This window comes from Streptomyces sp. NPDC050315, from assembly GCF_040655775.1.
Classification (GTDB): domain Bacteria; phylum Actinomycetota; class Actinomycetes; order Streptomycetales; family Streptomycetaceae; genus Streptomyces.
This window is the reverse complement of the sequence record NZ_JBFAKN010000004.1, coordinates 470,483-485,909: the sequence shown is the minus strand read 5'-3', so window position 1 is coordinate 485,909 and position 15,427 is coordinate 470,483. Positions and strand designations below refer to the sequence as shown.

Annotated in this window: 10 protein-coding genes and 1 pseudogene; 8 read left to right on the top strand and 3 right to left on the bottom strand. The window is 75.2% G+C overall.

Annotated elements, in window-relative coordinates; all coding sequences use genetic code 11:
* Nucleotides 1-51: 51 nt before the first annotated feature.
* The 3 genes from AB0I82_RS17410 to AB0I82_RS17400 form a co-directional block, all read right to left on the bottom strand.
* Nucleotides 52-1,092 carry a helix-turn-helix transcriptional regulator gene (locus tag AB0I82_RS17410; RefSeq protein ID WP_363258105.1) on the bottom strand — a complete coding sequence of 347 codons (1,041 nt, stop codon included), beginning with the start codon at nt 1,090-1,092 and terminating at the stop codon, nt 52-54.
* A gap of 4 nt (nt 1,093-1,096) precedes the next feature.
* Nucleotides 1,097-1,975, bottom strand: a complete 879-nt coding sequence (locus tag AB0I82_RS17405) for a DUF4097 family beta strand repeat-containing protein (protein WP_363258104.1) — start codon at nt 1,973-1,975, stop codon at nt 1,097-1,099.
* Between the two features lie 90 nt (nt 1,976-2,065).
* The gene (locus AB0I82_RS17400) at nt 2,066-2,248 is read right to left on the bottom strand and encodes a DUF6104 family protein (RefSeq protein ID WP_030258837.1); all 183 of its coding nucleotides are present in this window, start codon (nt 2,246-2,248) and stop codon (nt 2,066-2,068) included.
* Between the two features lie 127 nt (nt 2,249-2,375).
* On the opposite strand from AB0I82_RS17400, the pseudogene AB0I82_RS17395 reads away from it, so the two are divergent.
* The 8 genes and pseudogenes from AB0I82_RS17395 to fxsT form a co-directional block, all read left to right on the top strand.
* Nucleotides 2,376-2,720, top strand: a pseudogene (locus tag AB0I82_RS17395) (CU044_2847 family protein); the annotation flags it as partial.
* Nucleotides 2,721-2,749: 29 nt separating this feature from the next.
* Nucleotides 2,750-4,783: a trypsin-like peptidase domain-containing protein gene (locus AB0I82_RS17390; protein ID WP_363258103.1), complete on the top strand. Its 2,034-nt coding sequence runs from the start codon at nt 2,750-2,752 to the stop codon at nt 4,781-4,783.
* A 130-nt stretch (nt 4,784-4,913) separates the two neighbouring features.
* Entirely contained in the window at nt 4,914-5,936 is a 1,023-nt protein-coding gene (locus AB0I82_RS17385; RefSeq protein WP_363258102.1) for a MoxR family ATPase, read from the top strand.
* Nucleotides 5,937-5,943: 7 nt separating this feature from the next.
* The gene (locus AB0I82_RS17380) at nt 5,944-9,219 is read left to right on the top strand and encodes an SAV_2336 N-terminal domain-related protein (RefSeq protein ID WP_363258101.1); all 3,276 of its coding nucleotides are present in this window, start codon (nt 5,944-5,946) and stop codon (nt 9,217-9,219) included.
* A 59-nt stretch (nt 9,220-9,278) separates the two neighbouring features.
* The gene (gene fxsA, locus AB0I82_RS17375) at nt 9,279-9,500 is read left to right on the top strand and encodes an FxSxx-COOH cyclophane-containing RiPP peptide (RefSeq protein ID WP_363258100.1); all 222 of its coding nucleotides are present in this window, start codon (nt 9,279-9,281) and stop codon (nt 9,498-9,500) included.
* Between the two features lie 261 nt (nt 9,501-9,761).
* Nucleotides 9,762-10,877, top strand: a complete 1,116-nt coding sequence (locus AB0I82_RS17370; protein ID WP_363258402.1) for an FxsB family cyclophane-forming radical SAM/SPASM peptide maturase — start codon at nt 9,762-9,764, stop codon at nt 10,875-10,877.
* Nucleotides 10,874-12,271, top strand: coding sequence for an HEXXH motif-containing putative peptide modification protein (locus AB0I82_RS17365; protein WP_363258099.1), 1,398 nt, complete (start codon nt 10,874-10,876; stop codon nt 12,269-12,271). Before AB0I82_RS17370 ends, AB0I82_RS17365 begins: the two co-directional genes overlap by 4 nt.
* 100 nt (nt 12,272-12,371) lie before the next feature.
* Entirely contained in the window at nt 12,372-15,368 is a 2,997-nt protein-coding gene (gene fxsT, locus AB0I82_RS17360) for an FxSxx-COOH system tetratricopeptide repeat protein (RefSeq protein WP_363258098.1), read from the top strand.
* The last annotated feature ends 59 nt before the right edge of the window (nt 15,369-15,427 follow it).

The window sequence follows — 15,427 nt, the reverse complement described above, 5'->3', positions numbered from 1 at the left end:
TCCCCGATTACCTGGGGTGAACCCGGCCCTTCGAAAAATAACCGTGTGTGACTATTGAGAGGGTCGGCGCAGCAGCGCGCCGATGTGTGCGGCGGCCGTCGCGAGATGCTGCCGGGCCGCCGCCAACTGCGCCTCGTCCACGCCGTGGTCGCGCGCGGCGTCCCGGAGGTCGTCGCGGAAGCGGTCCAGCAGCCGGTCCAGATCGCGGGCCGGATCGCCGGTGGCCGGTTCCTGCGCCCAGGCCGGCTCGGGGGGCGCCGGATCGGCCGTACCGGACGCCGCGGAGTCGGCAGTACCGGACGCCGTCGTCGGCTCGGCGGAGCCGGCCGTCCCCGCCAGGCCGTCCGTGAAGCGGCCGACCTCGCGCGAGACCTCGGAGAGTGCCTCGCGCACCGCGCCCGGCCAGTCGCCCGCGCGCACGTGGTCCTGGGCCTTCTCCTGCACCCGCCGGATGGCCTCCTGGACCTCCTCGCGCGCGGAGTCCTTGGCGTTCTTGGCCTGCTTACGGGCGCGTTGCGCCTCCTGCTTGGCCCGCCGGCTCTCCTCCTTCGCCCGCCGGGCCTGCTCCTTCCACTCCTCCTTGGCGCGCCGGAACTCCTCCTTGGCGTACCGCCACGCCTCGGGGTCGTCGGGGCCGCGGTCGAACGCCTCGGAGGGGCCGGGGAAGTCCGTGCCGCCCGGCCTGCCACCGCGGCCGCCCTGCCGGCGGGCGGCCTGCGCGGCCTCGCGCATCTCGCGGCGCAGGTCGCGCGCGGAGCCGCTGACGTCCTCGCGGATGTCGGAGGCGAGCGCCGCGACGGACTCGCGGATCTCCAGCTCCAGTTCGGCCAGTTCGCCGCCGCGCGCCGCCAGTTCGGCGCGGCCCGCCTCGGTGATGGAGTACACCTTGCGGCCGCCCTCGGTGGCGTGCGTGACCAGGCCCTCGTCGGAGAGCTTGGCGAGGCGCGGGTAGACGGTGCCGGCGGAGGGCGCGTACAGGCCCTGGAAGCGCTCCTCCAGCAGCCGGATGATCTCGTAACCGTGGCGGGGCGCCTCGTCCAGCAGCTTCAGCAGATACAGACGGAGGCGGCCGTGCGCGAAGACGGGGGGCATGGCTCTACAGCACCTTCTTGTCGGCGGGCGGGTCGGCGGGGGTGTCCTCGGAGCGCGGGCGGCGCAGCAGGGCCAGCGAACCGGAGACGGTGGTGACCTTCAGCCGCCCGGTGCCCGCGCCGAGCCGCCCGGTGATGTTCTTGGCGCCCCACTGGCCGCCGACCCGCAGGTCGTCGAAGGCGTTGGAGACGGCGCCGCTGGTGGTGCTGGCCTCCACCTCGGTGTCGGCCGGGTCGGGCAGCCGGATGGCGACCTCGCCGGAGACCGTCGTCAGGCGCACATCGGTGCCCTCCGCCGTCGGATCCAGGTCGATCACCATGTCGCCGCTGACGGACTCGGCGCGCACCGAACTGCCGCCGCCCTCGATGACCGTGAGGTCGCCGGAGACGGAGTGGAAGCGCAGGTCGCCGCCGAGGGCCTGGGCCTCCAGCCGCCCGGAGACGGTCTCGGCGAGCACCGGACCGGCGAGCCGTACGAGGGTGCTGTCGCCCGAGACGCCGCGCACCTCCGTACGGCCGGTGATGCCGGAGACGACCGCGCTCGCGCCGACCGTGCCCAGCTCCACCCGCGCCGCGGCCGGCACGGTCACCGAGACGACGGCGCTGCGGTTCCAGGACTTGCGTTCCAGGAACTTCAGGAAGCCCTTCCAGGGCAGGTCGTCATAGCCGACGGTGAGCGTGCCGCGCTCGTAGGAGACGGTCAGCGGCGGGCCGTGGATCTCGGTGATCTCGACGCGGGTGCGGTCGGTCTCGGTGCTGCCGACGACGTTGACCGTGCCGCCGAAGACCCGTACGTGCAGGGTGTCGACCGGCCCGTCGACGTCGAGCGTGCGCGGCTCGGCCACCTCGGCCGGGCCGTCCGGCCACTCTTTGCTCGCTGACATGACGTGCCTCCCCGGTTTTCGACAACGCAACATATCGTGTTCCCTTGAGAACACGATATATCGCGGTCTGGGGAAGTCAAGCGCCCCGCGTCACTCGTCGTCGTCCTCGTCGTCCAGCCGCGCCAGCCAGGTCGCCAGCCGCTCCACCGGCACCTCGAAGTCGGGGTTGAGGTCGACGAACGTACGCAGCTGCTCGGCGACCCAGCCGAGGGTCACCTCTTCCTCGCCGCGCCGGCTCTCCAGCTCCTCGATACCTCGGTCGGTGAAATACACGTGAGTGCTCCGCTAAGGGGGTAGGGGTAAGGACATTCCAGGTCAGGATAGGCAGCCGGGGTCCGGGGCCGCGCATCGGCACCGGGCCCGGACCGGTCTCCTGGCGCAGGTGTCAGCGGGGGGTGGCATGAGCGAGGACGCGACACGTGTCGCACGGATAGAACTGCCGGACGGGACGCCCGTCTGGGCCCGGATATCCGGCGCCGAAGGGCTCGTCCCGACCGACTACGTCGACAGCGGCTTCTTCACCGACCGCGTCGTCGGGCGGATGGAGAGCCTGGACGGGCTGGTGCACGGCGTCGCCCGGTCGCTGGCCGGAGCGCTGCGCGGCCTGCGGCCCGACGAGGTCAGCGTGCAGTTCGGCATCGAGCTGAGCGGGAAGTCGGGGACCCTGGTCGGACTGCTCGCCGACGGCGAGGCCAGGACCGCCATCAATGTCACCCTCACCTGGCAGGGCGGCCCGCCCGCTGACCTCGCGGAGGGCGGGACCGGGGGCGGCACATGACCGGGGCGCACGATCCGGACGCGTACTTCTCCCGGCGCTTCGCCCCCCTCGTCAAGGCCGCGACGGTGCGCATTCACGCAGCCCGCGACGGGTATCCCCACGGTGGGTCGCCGGAGCCGCCGCTGTGGGGGAGCGGCTTCTTCGTCGCCCCCAACTGGGTGCTCACCTGCGCCCATGTCGCGCTGGAGGGCGAGGGGGGCGAAGTGGGCGTGAGCTTCGAAGGAGGCAGCGCGCGCGGCCGCGTCGAATGGGCCGAGCCCGCCGTCCGCACGGCAGGCCTGCTGCCCGCCCCCGACCTCGCCCTGATCCGCCTGCTCCAGCCCACCGCGCACCCCTGCTGCTGGCTCTCGCCGCGCACGGTGCGGGCACACGGCGGCGAGCGGGTCGCGTACTTCGGGTACACGGAGATCGCCGGGACGGTCGGCGCGTTCGACGGACGGTGCACCGTGCGCGGCGAGTTCGGCGGCGACGGCCTGCTGCGGCTCGGCAACGAGGACGAGATGCCGGAGGGGCTCTCCGGCGGCCCGCTGGTCGACGTCGAGCGCGGCGAGGTGATCGGGGTACTGAAGGGGCGGCGCGGCGGCGCGCGCGACGGCGGGCTCGGCGTCGCGCTGGCCCAGCTGCGCCGCATCGGCGTCCCCGGCGCCCCGATCGGCCGCGAGGAGGACGACCCGTACAGCCGTGTGCTGCACGCGCACGACCGGTACCACGCCGACCGGCACGCCGACGTCAGCGAGGCCCGGGACACCTGGACCGAGGCGCAGAGCGGGCTGCCCGCCTCGGCCGCCACGGTCGCGGCGCTGACCCCCAAGCGCCGCGTGGTGCTGCACGGCCTGCTCGCCCAGCTGCCGCCGCCGGCCGGCACGCCCGCGCTGGTGGCCCTGGTCGACGAGCTGCTGCCGCGCCGCGGCGAGGGGCTCTCGCCCGCGCCCCGCGGCTGGCGCGAGGGTCTGGAGGTCTATCTCGACCGCCTCGAACTGCGCGACGCACACAGCGAGTTGGAGGCCGTGCTGCGGTACGCGGTGTACGCGGCGACCGCCGAGCATCCGTATCCGGCGACGACCGAGGCGGCGGACGCGGTCTGGGACTGGGTGCGCGACCTGGCCATGACCGAGCTGCCGCCGCTGGCCAGGAACCGGCTGGGCGCCGAGTGGCACGCCCGGGTGCGGGCCCGCGCGGTCGGCCGGGGCCGGCGCAGCGCCGAGCAGGCGGCCGCGGGTCCGCTGCCGTCCGTCCTGCTGGAGATCACCGAACGGGCCTGGGAGCAGGGCCGGTTCGACTGGTACCTCACCGCCAGCAGACCCTCCGGCGACCTGCCGCTGGGCGAGGGCCGGCACGGCACGGCGCTGGCCGACCTGCCCGCCGAGCTGGCCGGTCCGCTGGGCGAGGCGTTCCGCCGCAGCGACGAGCCCGGCAGACCCGCCGTCCTCGAAGTGGCCCTAAGACAGGCCCTGTTGGACCTGGATGTGGACACCTGGCGGATACCGCCGGGCAGCAGACCGATAGGGGAGCTGCGGCCGGTGGTCGTGCGCTGCGCCGACCGGCCGCCGGGTGCGGCGTGCGGCGAAGGGGACGGCGCGGACCCGGGAATCGGGCCGCAGGAGCGCTGGGCGCGGCTGCACGAGGACGGCATGGAGCACGCGTGCGTCGACTGCGACGAGGGCCGCCCCGAGGAGGTGACGGCGGACCTGCTGCGGGAGCTGGGACCGCGGTCCTTCCCCGTACTGTGCCGGGTCCCCGGGGCCGACGGCGCGGCCGGGACGATCCGCCGGATCGTCGGCAGCGGCCACCCGGTGGCACTGTGGCGCAGGGAGCGCATGGACCCGGTGTGCGGGGAGTACCACCGCGGGATACTGCGCACGGTCAAGAGCGGCACGACAGCGCACCGACTGCCCGCCGCCGTCCGTGAGCTGCGGGCCGGCATCGGCGCGGCGGAGCCGGAAGCGTACTGGTCACGCGGGATCACGCTGCTGTACGACGACCCCGGAAGGCCGCTGCCGGGTGCGGACGATGTGCTGGAGACGCCGTGAGGGGCACTCGGTTTTGGGCGTGCTCCCACCGGTTTCCGTGTGCTTCTACCGGGTCGCGGTCCGTCCCGATACGGTCGGAGCGTGGCCGGTGCGCTACCGCCGATGACCCACCACCGACGAGGAGTTCGCAGTGAGCGGACCGAACGAATGGCTCATCTACCGCGGCACGGGCGAGCCCCACGACGGCATCGCCGCGCTCCCCGACCCACCGCCCTGGCGGGACTTCGACGGCGCCCCGCTGGTCGCCCCGGGACCGGCCACCGACAGCTCCTCCACCCGGCGGCTCGGCGAGCACGTCGCGGAGATGCACCGGCCCAGCGCCGAGGAGCTGGAGATCGTCAACGCCGCGCTGTACCTGCGCCGTCCGCTGCTGGTCACCGGCAATCCGGGGACCGGCAAGAGCACTCTCGCGCACGCCGTCGCCCATGAGCTGAAGCTCGGCAGGGTACTGCGCTGGCCGGTCGTGAGCCGGACGACGCTGGGCGACGGGCTGTACCGCTACGACGCCATCGCCCGGCTCCAGGACGTACAGATCGCCGCGAGCAGCCGGGCGGCCGGCGGGCCCGGCGCCCAGGCCGCGACCCCCGGCGGCATCGGCAGCTACATCCGGCTCGGCCCGCTGGGCACGGCGCTGCTGCCCACCGCGCAGCCGCGTGTCCTGCTCGTCGACGAGCTGGACAAGAGCGACATCGACCTGCCCAACGACCTGCTGAACGTCCTGGAGGAGGGCGAGTTCGCCATCCCCGAGCTGGAGCGGCTGGCGGAGCGGGAGCCCGAGGTGGAGGTGCTCACCGACGACGGGCAGAAGGTCCGCATCCGCGACGGCCGGGTGCGCTGCCACGCCTTCCCGTTCGTCATCCTCACCAGCAACGGCGAGCGGGACTTCCCCGCGCCGCTGCTGCGCCGCTGCATCCACCTGGAGCTGGGCCAGCCCGACCACAAGCGGCTGGCCACGGTCGTCCGGGCGCACCTCGGCGAGGAGGCGGCCCGCGCGGGGGACGACCTGATCGCCCGCTTCCTGGAACGTTCCCGCAGCGAACTGCTCGCCGCCGACCAGCTGTTGAACGCCATCCACCTCACCCACCAGGCCGCCCCCACCAGTCGCGACCGGCTCGCCGACCTGCTCATCCAGCGCCTCGACCGGCCGAGGTGAACGCGTGATGCGGGACCGCGCAGGACGCCCCACCGCCCCGCAGAGCTGGGCCGACGTCGTCGCGGCGCTGCGCGGCGCGGGCCTGGACCCGGACGCCGGGGAGCTGGCCGACGCCCTGTGGCTGGCGCAGTGGTGCCGGCCGCGCGGGGCCGCCGCCGAGCAGGAGAGCGGTGGCGGCACGGCGGACGCCAAGGGCCGGGCGCCGGGCGGGCAGGCGGCAGCGCCCGCGCGTACCAGCACGCGCCCGGGTCCCGCCGCCGACCGGGAGCCGCCCGGCGCGCAGGCCGCGCCGCCCGGCACCACCCACGTCGCGCTCTACCCGGCCGGCCAGGAGCTGCCCGGCAGCGGCGCGGGCGCGCCTTCCGGTCCGTACGGCAGCGGCCTGCCCGTCGGCGTGCCCGCCGCGCCCGCGCTGCCCGATCTGCTCGCCCTGCAGCGCGCCCTGCGCCCCCTCCAGCGGTACCGCAGTGCGGCGCCCGCCGTGCGGCACGTCCTGGACGAGACGGCGACGGCGGAGCGCAGCGCGCGGTCGGGCGGGCTGGTGATGCCGGTGTTCCGCGCGGTGCCGCGGGCCGAGGCGTCGCTCCAGCTGATCATGGACGCGTCCTCCTCGATGTGCGTCTGGGAGCGGCTGCTCCACGAACTCCAGCAGGTCTTCGCCCAGTTGGGCGCCTTCCGCGACGTACAGGTGCAGTTCCTGCACCAGGGTCCGGACGGCCGGCCCGCGGTCTCCCGCCGCTTCGAGGCGGCGCACGCGCCGTTACGCTCCGCCGACCAGCTCAGCGATCCCACGGGCCGCCGCGTCACCGTCCTGGTCAGCGACTGCGCGGGCCCCCTGTGGCGCAGCGGCCACGCGCACCGGCTGCTGCACCGGCTCGCCCGGCAGGGCCCGCTCGCCGTCCTCCAGCCGCTGCCGCAGCGCATGTGGTCCCGCACCCGGCTGCCCGTCTCCTACGGCACGCTGCGCCGCGGCGAGGGCCCGTCCTACGCCACGGCCCTGCACTTCACGGGCGACACCGCGCAGGCCGGCGGGGGCGCGCTGCCGGTCCCCGTACTGCCGCCCGCCGCGGGCGCCCTCGCGGCCTGGGCCAAGCTGCTCTCCGGTACGGGCGCGGGCAAGGTGCCCGCCGCCGTCGGCTGGCTCCGCGCCGACCAGCCCCCGGCCCCCGCCGCGCGCCCCCGCGACCCGCTGCCCGCCGCCGAGGTCGTCGCCCGCTTCCGCCGCGCCGCCTCGCCCGGCGCGGCCCAGCTCGCGGTCTATCTGGCGGCGGCCCCGCTGTGCCTGCCGGTGATGCAGCTCGTGCAGCGCACGATGCTGCCCGGTACCGGGCCTGCCGAGCTCTCCGAAGTACTGCTCGGCGGGCTGCTGACGCGCACGGACGGCGAGTCGATGGCCGGCGGCCCCTGGTACGAGTTCGTGAAGGGCGTGCAGGAGGTACTGCTCGGACCGCTCGGCAGGGACGAGGCGCTGCTGGTGCTCAAGCACTGCTCCGCGTATGTGGAGCAACGGTTCGGCAAGGGCGGCCCGAACTTCCCCGCGCTCGCCATCGCGCAGCTCACCGGCGACCGGCGCGCGGACCCGGCGGAGTCGGCGGCCCGGCTCCGCACCCACCCGCCGGGCGACGGGCCCGGTGTCCGGGCCCCGCAGCCCTTCGCCGAGGTCGCGGCGCACGTCCTGGAGCGGTTCGTCCCGCTGCGCAGCGTCTCCACCGACGGCCACGAGGGCCCCGGCGGCCCGGCGTCCTCCGAAGCGGTGCGCCGCTCCCAGGCGCTGGTGCAACGGTTCGCCGCCGACGGCATGGTGCAGAACCTCCTCGACGCGGTACAGCTGCTGCGGCACGCCACCGGGCGCGAGCGGCACCGCGGCGCGGACCCCGCGCTGTGGAGCGAGCTGGCGGAGAACCTGCTGCGGCTGTGGGAACTGCAGGGCGGCCGGGCGCTGCTGCGCGAGGCGCGCGAGGCGGCGCGTACGGCGGCGCAGTCCGGCGAGGCACGCGCCCGCACCGCGCTGGGACGGGTGCTGCACACCGAGGCGGGGGAGCGGCGCGCGGCCGGCGACGAACGCGGCGCGCTGGATCTGCTGCGCCGCGCCGACCGGGAGTTCACCGCCGTGTGCGCGACCGCCGGGCTGGAGCCGTGGCACGCCCTGGAGATCACCCTGGAGCGGGTCCAGGTCCTGGAGGAGCAGTGGCGGCTGGGCGGCGACAGCGGGCTGCTCCAGGAGACCGTCGGGATGCTGGAGGCGTTCGCGGACGCCTGGCCGTACGACGAGGCGCAGCCTTCGGGGCTGCCGCTGGCGCACGGGCGGGCGCTGCTGCGGCTGGCCGGTACGGCCATCGACCGGGAACAGGCCGCGGCGTACGCCGAGCAGGCCGCGGCCTCGCTCGCGCACGCGGCCGACGCGATGGCCGCCGAGGACGCGCCGCATGACGACCGGCTGTGGGCCCGGCTGGACCTGACCGACGCGCTGCTGATGCTCACCGGTACGGCGCTGGACCGGGCCGGGCGGCTCGTCGCGGACATGGAGGCGGCGGCGCAGGGGCCGGACGAGCGGGCCGCCGTGCTGGTGCGCGCCGCCCGGCTCGCGGTGCGCCGCTTCGAAGCGGACGGCGACGCGGGCCACTTGGCGGAGGCCGACCGGCGCTACGAAGCGGCCTGCCGCGCGGTGCCCCGGGACCGCGACGGCTACGGCGACCTGATCGAGGAGTGGGGCGACGCGCTGATGCGCCGGGCCCGCGAGCCCGGCGGCCGGGCCGTCATCCACCGTACGGTCCGGGTGCTGCGGGACTGCCGGATGGAGACCGCGGCGGGGGATCCGCGGCTGGCGCGCCGGCTGCTCACCCTCGGCCGCGCCCTGCTGCTGCGCAGGACCGACGACGACCGGGTGGACCTGCGGGAGGCCGAGCACCTCTTCGGGCTCGCCGCGCAGTCCGCCGCCGACCCGCTGGTCCGGGCGGAGTGCTGGCTGGAGCTGGGCGGCACGCACCGGCTGGCGCACCGCCGCTCCGGCCTGGACGCGCAGCTCGAACAGGCGGCGGACGCCTACCGCCGGGCCGCCGACGCGGCACGCGCGGCCCAGGACGGCGCGGCGGACCCGGCCCCCGCCGTTCGGCTCTGCGCCCGCGCGTACCACCTGCGCGGCGAGGCGTACGAGGACGCCCGGCGGCCGCGTGCCGCGCGCGACGCCTACCGGCAGGCCCTGGAGGAATGGCGGCGGCTGCCCGACGAGGGCGGCCCCGCGGGCCGGGAGACCGCACGCCGGCTCATGGACATCGGCGGGTGACAGGCGGCAGATTGGAACGTGCGTACCAGCGGGGGCAGTTGGCGGAAAGGGGCAAGGCGATGAGCGCGAGCCGCAAGGACACGGAGGCCGGGCAGGCGGAGGCGGCCGGGGCCGCGGTGCCGCCGGCCGACGAGCTGCCCGAGCTGCCGGACCTGCTCGCCATGGGTCTCGCGGAGTTGCGGACGGTGGACCACCCGGTGCTCTCGGAGGTACTGGAACGGATACGGACGCGCGTGGACGAACCCACGGAAATGCTGTGGGGATTCAATGCCGCCTTCTGACGCGAACCTTCCGAAGTGAATCGCTGCCACCCGAACAATTTCGGTCGTCGGTGCCGGGGGAACCGGACACCGGCGATCGCGGCCGGTTTGGTCACACCGTCCCGCAGGGATACTCCGCCTCGGACCGGCGACGGGGGCCGTCCCTGCGCGGGCCGCGGCTTTGGGGGTGCGGACGTGGCGCAGCAGACCGTACGGGACACGGGCCCGTCGGCGGCGGACCGGCCGGACGTCCCCTCTTTCCGACACCCTTTCCGGCAGTTCATCCTCAAGGTGCACGGCCACTGCAACCTCGCCTGCCGTTACTGCTACCTCTACGAGGCCGCCGACCACGGCTGGCGGGACCGCCCCGCCACAATGAGCGACGCGGTCCTGGACCGCACCACAGCGCGCATCGCCGAGCACGCCGCGGCCCACGGCCTGCGCGACGCCGCCCTCGTCCTGCACGGCGGCGAACCGCTGCTGGCCGGCGCCGACCGCCTCGGCCGCGCCGTCGAACTGCTCCGCTCGCGCGTACCGGACGGCTGCCGCGTCCACCCCATCGTCCAGACCAACGGCACCCTGCTCACCCGCACGGCGCTGCGTACCCTCGCCGGGCACGGCATCAAGGTCGGCGTCAGCCTCGACGGCGGGCTGGCCGCGCACAACGCCGCGCGGGTGGACCACGCGGGCCGCCCGGCCTGGAGCCGCGCCGTTCGCGGCCTGCGGCTGCTCGCCGAGGAGCAGCCGGACGCGTACGCGGGCATCCTCGCCGTCGTCGATCCGCGCACCGACCCGCTGGAGACCTACGCCTCGCTGCGCGCGCTCCGCCCGCCGCGTCTGGATCTGCTGCTCCCGCACGGCAATTGGACGGCCCCGCCACCGGGCCTCACTCCCGGCGCGGACCGCGCCACCCCGTACGGCGACTGGCTCCGCGCCGTCTTCGACGCCTGGTGGGACGGCGGCCCCGGGCAGCCGCGCGTCCGGCTCTTCGAGGAGTGCCTCGCCCTGCTGCTGGGCGCGCCGGCCGGCGGCGAGTCGCTGGGCCTGACCCCGTTCACCGCCGTCGTGGTCGAGACCGACGGCAGCATCGAGCAGGTGGACTCGCTGAAGTCCGCGTACGAGGGCGCCGCCGCCACCGGCCTGGACGTCTTCCGGCACTCCTTCGACGAGGTGCTCGCGCACCCCGGCATCGCCGCCCGGCACGCGGGCGCCGCGGCCCTCGCCCCCGTGTGCCGCGCCTGCCCGCTGGTGCGGGTCTGCGGCGGCGGCCAGTACGCGCACCGCTACCGGCACGGCAGCGGCTTCGCCAACCCCTCGGTGTACTGCGCCGACCTCCAGGTCCTCATCCGGCACGCCGCGGAACGGCTGGCCCGTGCCACGCGGGGGCCCGCCCGATGAGCAGCCGCGTCCCGGCGAGCCTGCTGCGCGAGCTGGGCCGGTCCGAGGGTGGTGCGGAGGCGCTGCGGCTGCTGGTGGACGACCAGCGGACGCGGCGGCTGCTGTTGCTGCGCGCGCTGCTGGACGCGGTGGACTCCGCCCGCGCGCCGAGCGTGCCGCGGCCCGCGGCGGCCCGGGTGGCCGAGCACTGGGCACTCCTGGAGGCCGCCGACCGCGCCGACCGGGAGGCCACCCGCCGGGTGCTGTACTACCCGCTGCTCGGGCCCTGGGTGCGGCGCGCCCTGCGCGGCCTCGCCGCCGCCGTCCCGCCGCCCGGCCTCCTCCCCGACCTCGAACACCTCGGGGCCGTCGCCGCCGCGGCGGCCGCCCGCGCCCGGCTCCCGTTCACCCTGAAACTGCGCGCCCCGGGCGGCGTACTGGCACTGCCCACCCTCGGCGCGTACACCCTGCACGGGCGGGCGGCCGACCGCGAGGGGCCGCCTCCCGATCTCGAACTCGCTTACTGCGACGGCAGGTTGACCCTCCGACCGCCCGCCGGACCGGCCGCCGTGCTGCTGTTCCGGCCCGACGGTGCCTGGGAGTCGGCCGACCCCGCGTGGCGCCCGCTGCGCCCGCTCACCGGCGGCCCCCATCCCGTACTCCTCGACGACCTCGATCCCTTCCGTACGGCCGACAGCGGGCTGGAGCGGCACGGGCTCAAGCCCGCCGAGCCGCTCACCACCGCCGAACGGGCCCGCTGGCAGGCCGCCTGGACCGGCGCCTGGCCGCTGCTGGAGCGCGGCGGCCCGACCCGCGCCCTGGAGGCGGACATCCTGCTGGACTGCGTCGTGCCGCTCGCCCCGCCGCCCAACGCCAGCCCGCACGCCTCCGGCCCCGCGCACTGCAGCGGCACCCGCCGCGAGGCGTTCGGCGCGGTCCTCAGCTCCACCCCGCAGACCCCCGCCTTCCTCGCCGCGACGCTCGTCCACGAACTCCAGCACGCCAAGCTCGCCGCCCTCGCCGAGCTCACCCCGCTGCACCACGACACCGGCAAGGCCCGGCACTGGGCGCCCTGGCGGCCCGACCCGCGCCCCTTCGACGGACTCCTCCAGGGCACGTACTCGCACCTCGCGCTCGCCGACTACTGGCAGCGCTTCGCGCTCACCGCCGACACCGCGCTGGAGCGCCACACCGCGTGGGCCGAGCACTCCCGCTGCCGCGAACAGGTCGGCGCCGCGCTGCCCACGCTGCTCGGCTCGCGCACCCTCACCCCGGCCGGCCGCATCCTGACCGGCGCGATGGCCGACCGGCTCACCCGATTGCGGGAACGCCCGCCTCCCGAGGGGTACTTGGCCCGCGCCAGCGCCTACGTCGAGACCTCGCGGACGATGTGGCGACGACAGCACGCGCGATGACCGCCGACGACCGGTTCGCCGGTGTATGTTCCCCAGAAGGGCAGCTCTGACGGTCCTTGCCCGGCCGTTCGTTCGTACGCAAGACGAGGGAGTCGTTCGAATGCCCGCAGCGCGCAGGAGCACCGCACCCACCGGCCGACCACCCGTCACGGTCAGTTTCGCCGGCTTCAACCGCGCGTGGGCCGCCTGGATCGGCGACCGGCTCGAACGGCACGGGATGCGGGTCGCCTTCCAGCGCTGGGACCCCCGGGCCGGCACCCCGCTGGAGGACGCGCTGCGCGACCTCGCGCTCGCCGAGGGCACCGTACTGATCGTGCTCAGCGACTGGTACATCCAGCTCGGCCCGCGCAGCCACGAGGAGTGGAACGCCGCGCTGCGCACCGTCGTCGCCGACCGCCAGGACAAGTTCGCCGCGGTCTCCATCACCACGAACGCGCTGCCCACCGCCACCGCCGTCTTCGGCGCCGCCGAGCTGGCCGACGTCGGCGCCCGCGAGGCCGAGCGGCGGCTGCTGGCCCGGCTCGGCATCGAGCCCGACCCGCACGCCGAGCCGGAGGAGGACGGCGAAGGCCCCCGCTATCCCCAGGAGCAGCCGCGCGTCTGGGGCGGCGTGCCGCGCCGCAACACCCGCTTCACCGGCCGCGAGAACCTCCTCGCGGACGTCTACCACCGCCTCCAGCAGGCCGAGCGCGGCGCCGCCGTGTGCACGCTGTACGGCATGTCCGGCGTCGGCAAGACCCAGCTCGCCACCGAGTACGTCTACCGCTTCGGCTCCGAGTACGACGTGGTGTGGTGGGTCGCGGCGGGCGAGCGCACCCCGATGCGCCAGCGGCTGGCCGAGCTGGCTCCCGCGCTCGGCCTGAGCACCGGCCAGGAGTACGGCGAGCGGCTGCGCGCCGTCCGCGACGCGCTGCGCCGCGGCGAGCCGTCGAACCGCTGGCTGCTCGTCCTGGACGGCGCCGACCAGCCCGAACACGTCGCCGACATGCTGCCCTCCGGCCCCGGACATGTCCTCCTCACCTCGCAGAACCGCGAGTGGAGCGAGCACAACACCATGATGTTCGAGGTCCCGGTCTACACCCGCGAGGAGTCCATCGCCTTCGTCCGGCGCCGTGCCCCACGCCTGGACCGGGCCGAGGCGGACCAGCTGGCCGAGGCGCTGGAGGACCTGCCGCTGCTGCTCGACCAGACCGCGGGCTGGCTCAGCGACTCCACGATGACCGTCGACGAGTACGTCGAACTGCTGGAGAGCGGCGCCGACGCCGAGGTCGTCCGGGTCGCCCACGACTTCCCGATGACCTACCAGACCTCCTGGTCGATACTGCAGAACCGGCTGGCCGAGGCCGTGCCCGCCTCCGTCGACCTGCTGCGGCTGTGCTCCTTCTTCGCGCCCGCCGCCATCCCCGTACGACTCCTCCGCGAGATCCCGCCCGGCGACCTGCCGGAGGAGCTGACCGGGCTGATGAACGACCCGCTGCTGTGGAACCAGGCCATCAGCAAGCTCCTGCAGTACTCCGTCGTCCGCATCGAGTCCCACGACATCACCGCCGACGACGCGTCCCCCGGCGGCGAGATCCTCTACATGCACCGCATGGTCCACCAGACCGTCCGCGCGCTGATGCCGGACCGGCAGATCGAGGAGTACAGCCGGGTCGCGCAGCGCGCGCTGGCCGCCGCCGACCCGCTGCGCCCCACCGACACCCGGCTCTGGCCCCGGTTCGCCGAGCTCGCCCAGCACCTCAAGGCCGCGAACGTCCTGGTGAGCCGGGACCCCGAGGTGCAGAGCCTGGTCCTGAACGTGCTGCGGTACATGTACCTCTCCGGGGAGTACCGCTCCGGCCTCAAGCTCGCCGAACGCGCCCTGGCCGCCTGGCGGGAGCTGCTCGGCGACACCCACCCGCGGATCTGGGACCTCAGCTACCACTACGCCAACCTGCTGCGCGCCACCGGCGACTACGCCGCCACCGAAGCGCTGGACCGCGTCGTCCTGGACCATCTCCGCGAGACCCAGGGCCCGCGCGACCTGGACACCCTGCGCGCCGCCGCCGGGCTCGCCGCCGACCTGCGCGGCCTCGCCCGCTTCGAGGAGGCCCTGGAGCTGTCCACCACCGTCCTGCAGGGCTACACCGAACTGGTCGGCGAGCAGGACTCGCGCACCCTGAACGCACAGAACAACCTCGCCGTCTCGCTCCGCCTCCTCGGCCGCTACACCGACTCCCTCGCGCTGCACCGCCGCACCCTGGAAGCCCGCCGCGAGCTGCTGCGCCCCCGCCACAACTGGTCGCTCTTCTCCGAGATCCACGTCGCCACCGACCTGCGCCTCCTGGGCCGTTACGCCGAGGCCACCTCGGTACAGGAGCACAGCGTCCGCGTGCACCGCATCGTCATGGGCAACGACAACCCCCAGACGCTGCGCGCCGAGCACAACCTCGGGCTCTGCTACTACCGCTCCGGCGACCGCGCCAAGGCCGGCCGCCTCCTCGCCCGGGTACTGGAACGCTCCGAGCGGGTCCTCGGCGAGACCGACCCGCTCACCCTCATGGTCGCCGTCAGCTACTCCTGCTTCGCCCGCGAGCACGGCAGCCTGGACCAGGCCCGGGACATCGGCGAGCAGGTCGCCGAGCGGTACCTCTTCCAGCTGGGCGCGGCCCACCCGTACGCGATCGGCGCCCAGGCCAACCACGCGCTCGTCCTGCGCGCCGCTGGCGAGCGGCAGCAGGCGCTGCTGCTGTCCGAGGAGGCGCTGGCGGGGATGCGCCGGGCGGTCGGCCCCGACCACCCCTGGACGCTGGGCTGCGCGCTGAACGCCGCGGCGGCCCGCAACTTCTCCGGCGACCCCGAGAGCGCCGCCGAACTCGGCCGGGACATCGTCACCCGCGCCACCGCCACGCTCGGCCTGCGCCACCCGCTGACCCTCTCCAGCCAGATCGCGCTCGCCGCGGACCTGCGCGGCCTGCGCAAACGCCAGGAGGCCGACAAGCTGGAGGAGGAGGCGCTGACCGCCCTGAGCACCGTACTGGGCCCCCAGCACGCCCACACCGTCTCCGCCCGCGCCCGTACGCGGCCGTACTGGGACTTCGAGCCGCAGATGACCTGATGCACTGTCAGCTGCGGTCGGGCGTCCCGTACTAGGCCGGAATCCGCTCGCGGCGGACG

What these genes read in the sequence shown, in the direction of transcription:
- fxsT (WP_363258098.1), top strand. Translation starts at nt 12,372, where the DNA reads ATGCCCGCAGCGCGCAGGAGCACCGCACCCACCGGCCGACCACCCGTC.
- AB0I82_RS17390 (WP_363258103.1), top strand. Translation starts at nt 2,750, where the DNA reads ATGACCGGGGCGCACGATCCGGACGCGTACTTCTCCCGGCGCTTCGCC.
- AB0I82_RS17410 (WP_363258105.1), bottom strand. Translation starts at nt 1,092, where the DNA reads ATGCCCCCCGTCTTCGCGCACGGCCGCCTCCGTCTGTATCTGCTGAAG.
- AB0I82_RS17365 (WP_363258099.1), top strand. Translation starts at nt 10,874, where the DNA reads ATGAGCAGCCGCGTCCCGGCGAGCCTGCTGCGCGAGCTGGGCCGGTCC.
- fxsA (WP_363258100.1), top strand. Translation starts at nt 9,279, where the DNA reads ATGAGCGCGAGCCGCAAGGACACGGAGGCCGGGCAGGCGGAGGCGGCC.
- AB0I82_RS17380 (WP_363258101.1), top strand. Translation starts at nt 5,944, where the DNA reads ATGCGGGACCGCGCAGGACGCCCCACCGCCCCGCAGAGCTGGGCCGAC.
- AB0I82_RS17405 (WP_363258104.1), bottom strand. Translation starts at nt 1,975, where the DNA reads ATGTCAGCGAGCAAAGAGTGGCCGGACGGCCCGGCCGAGGTGGCCGAG.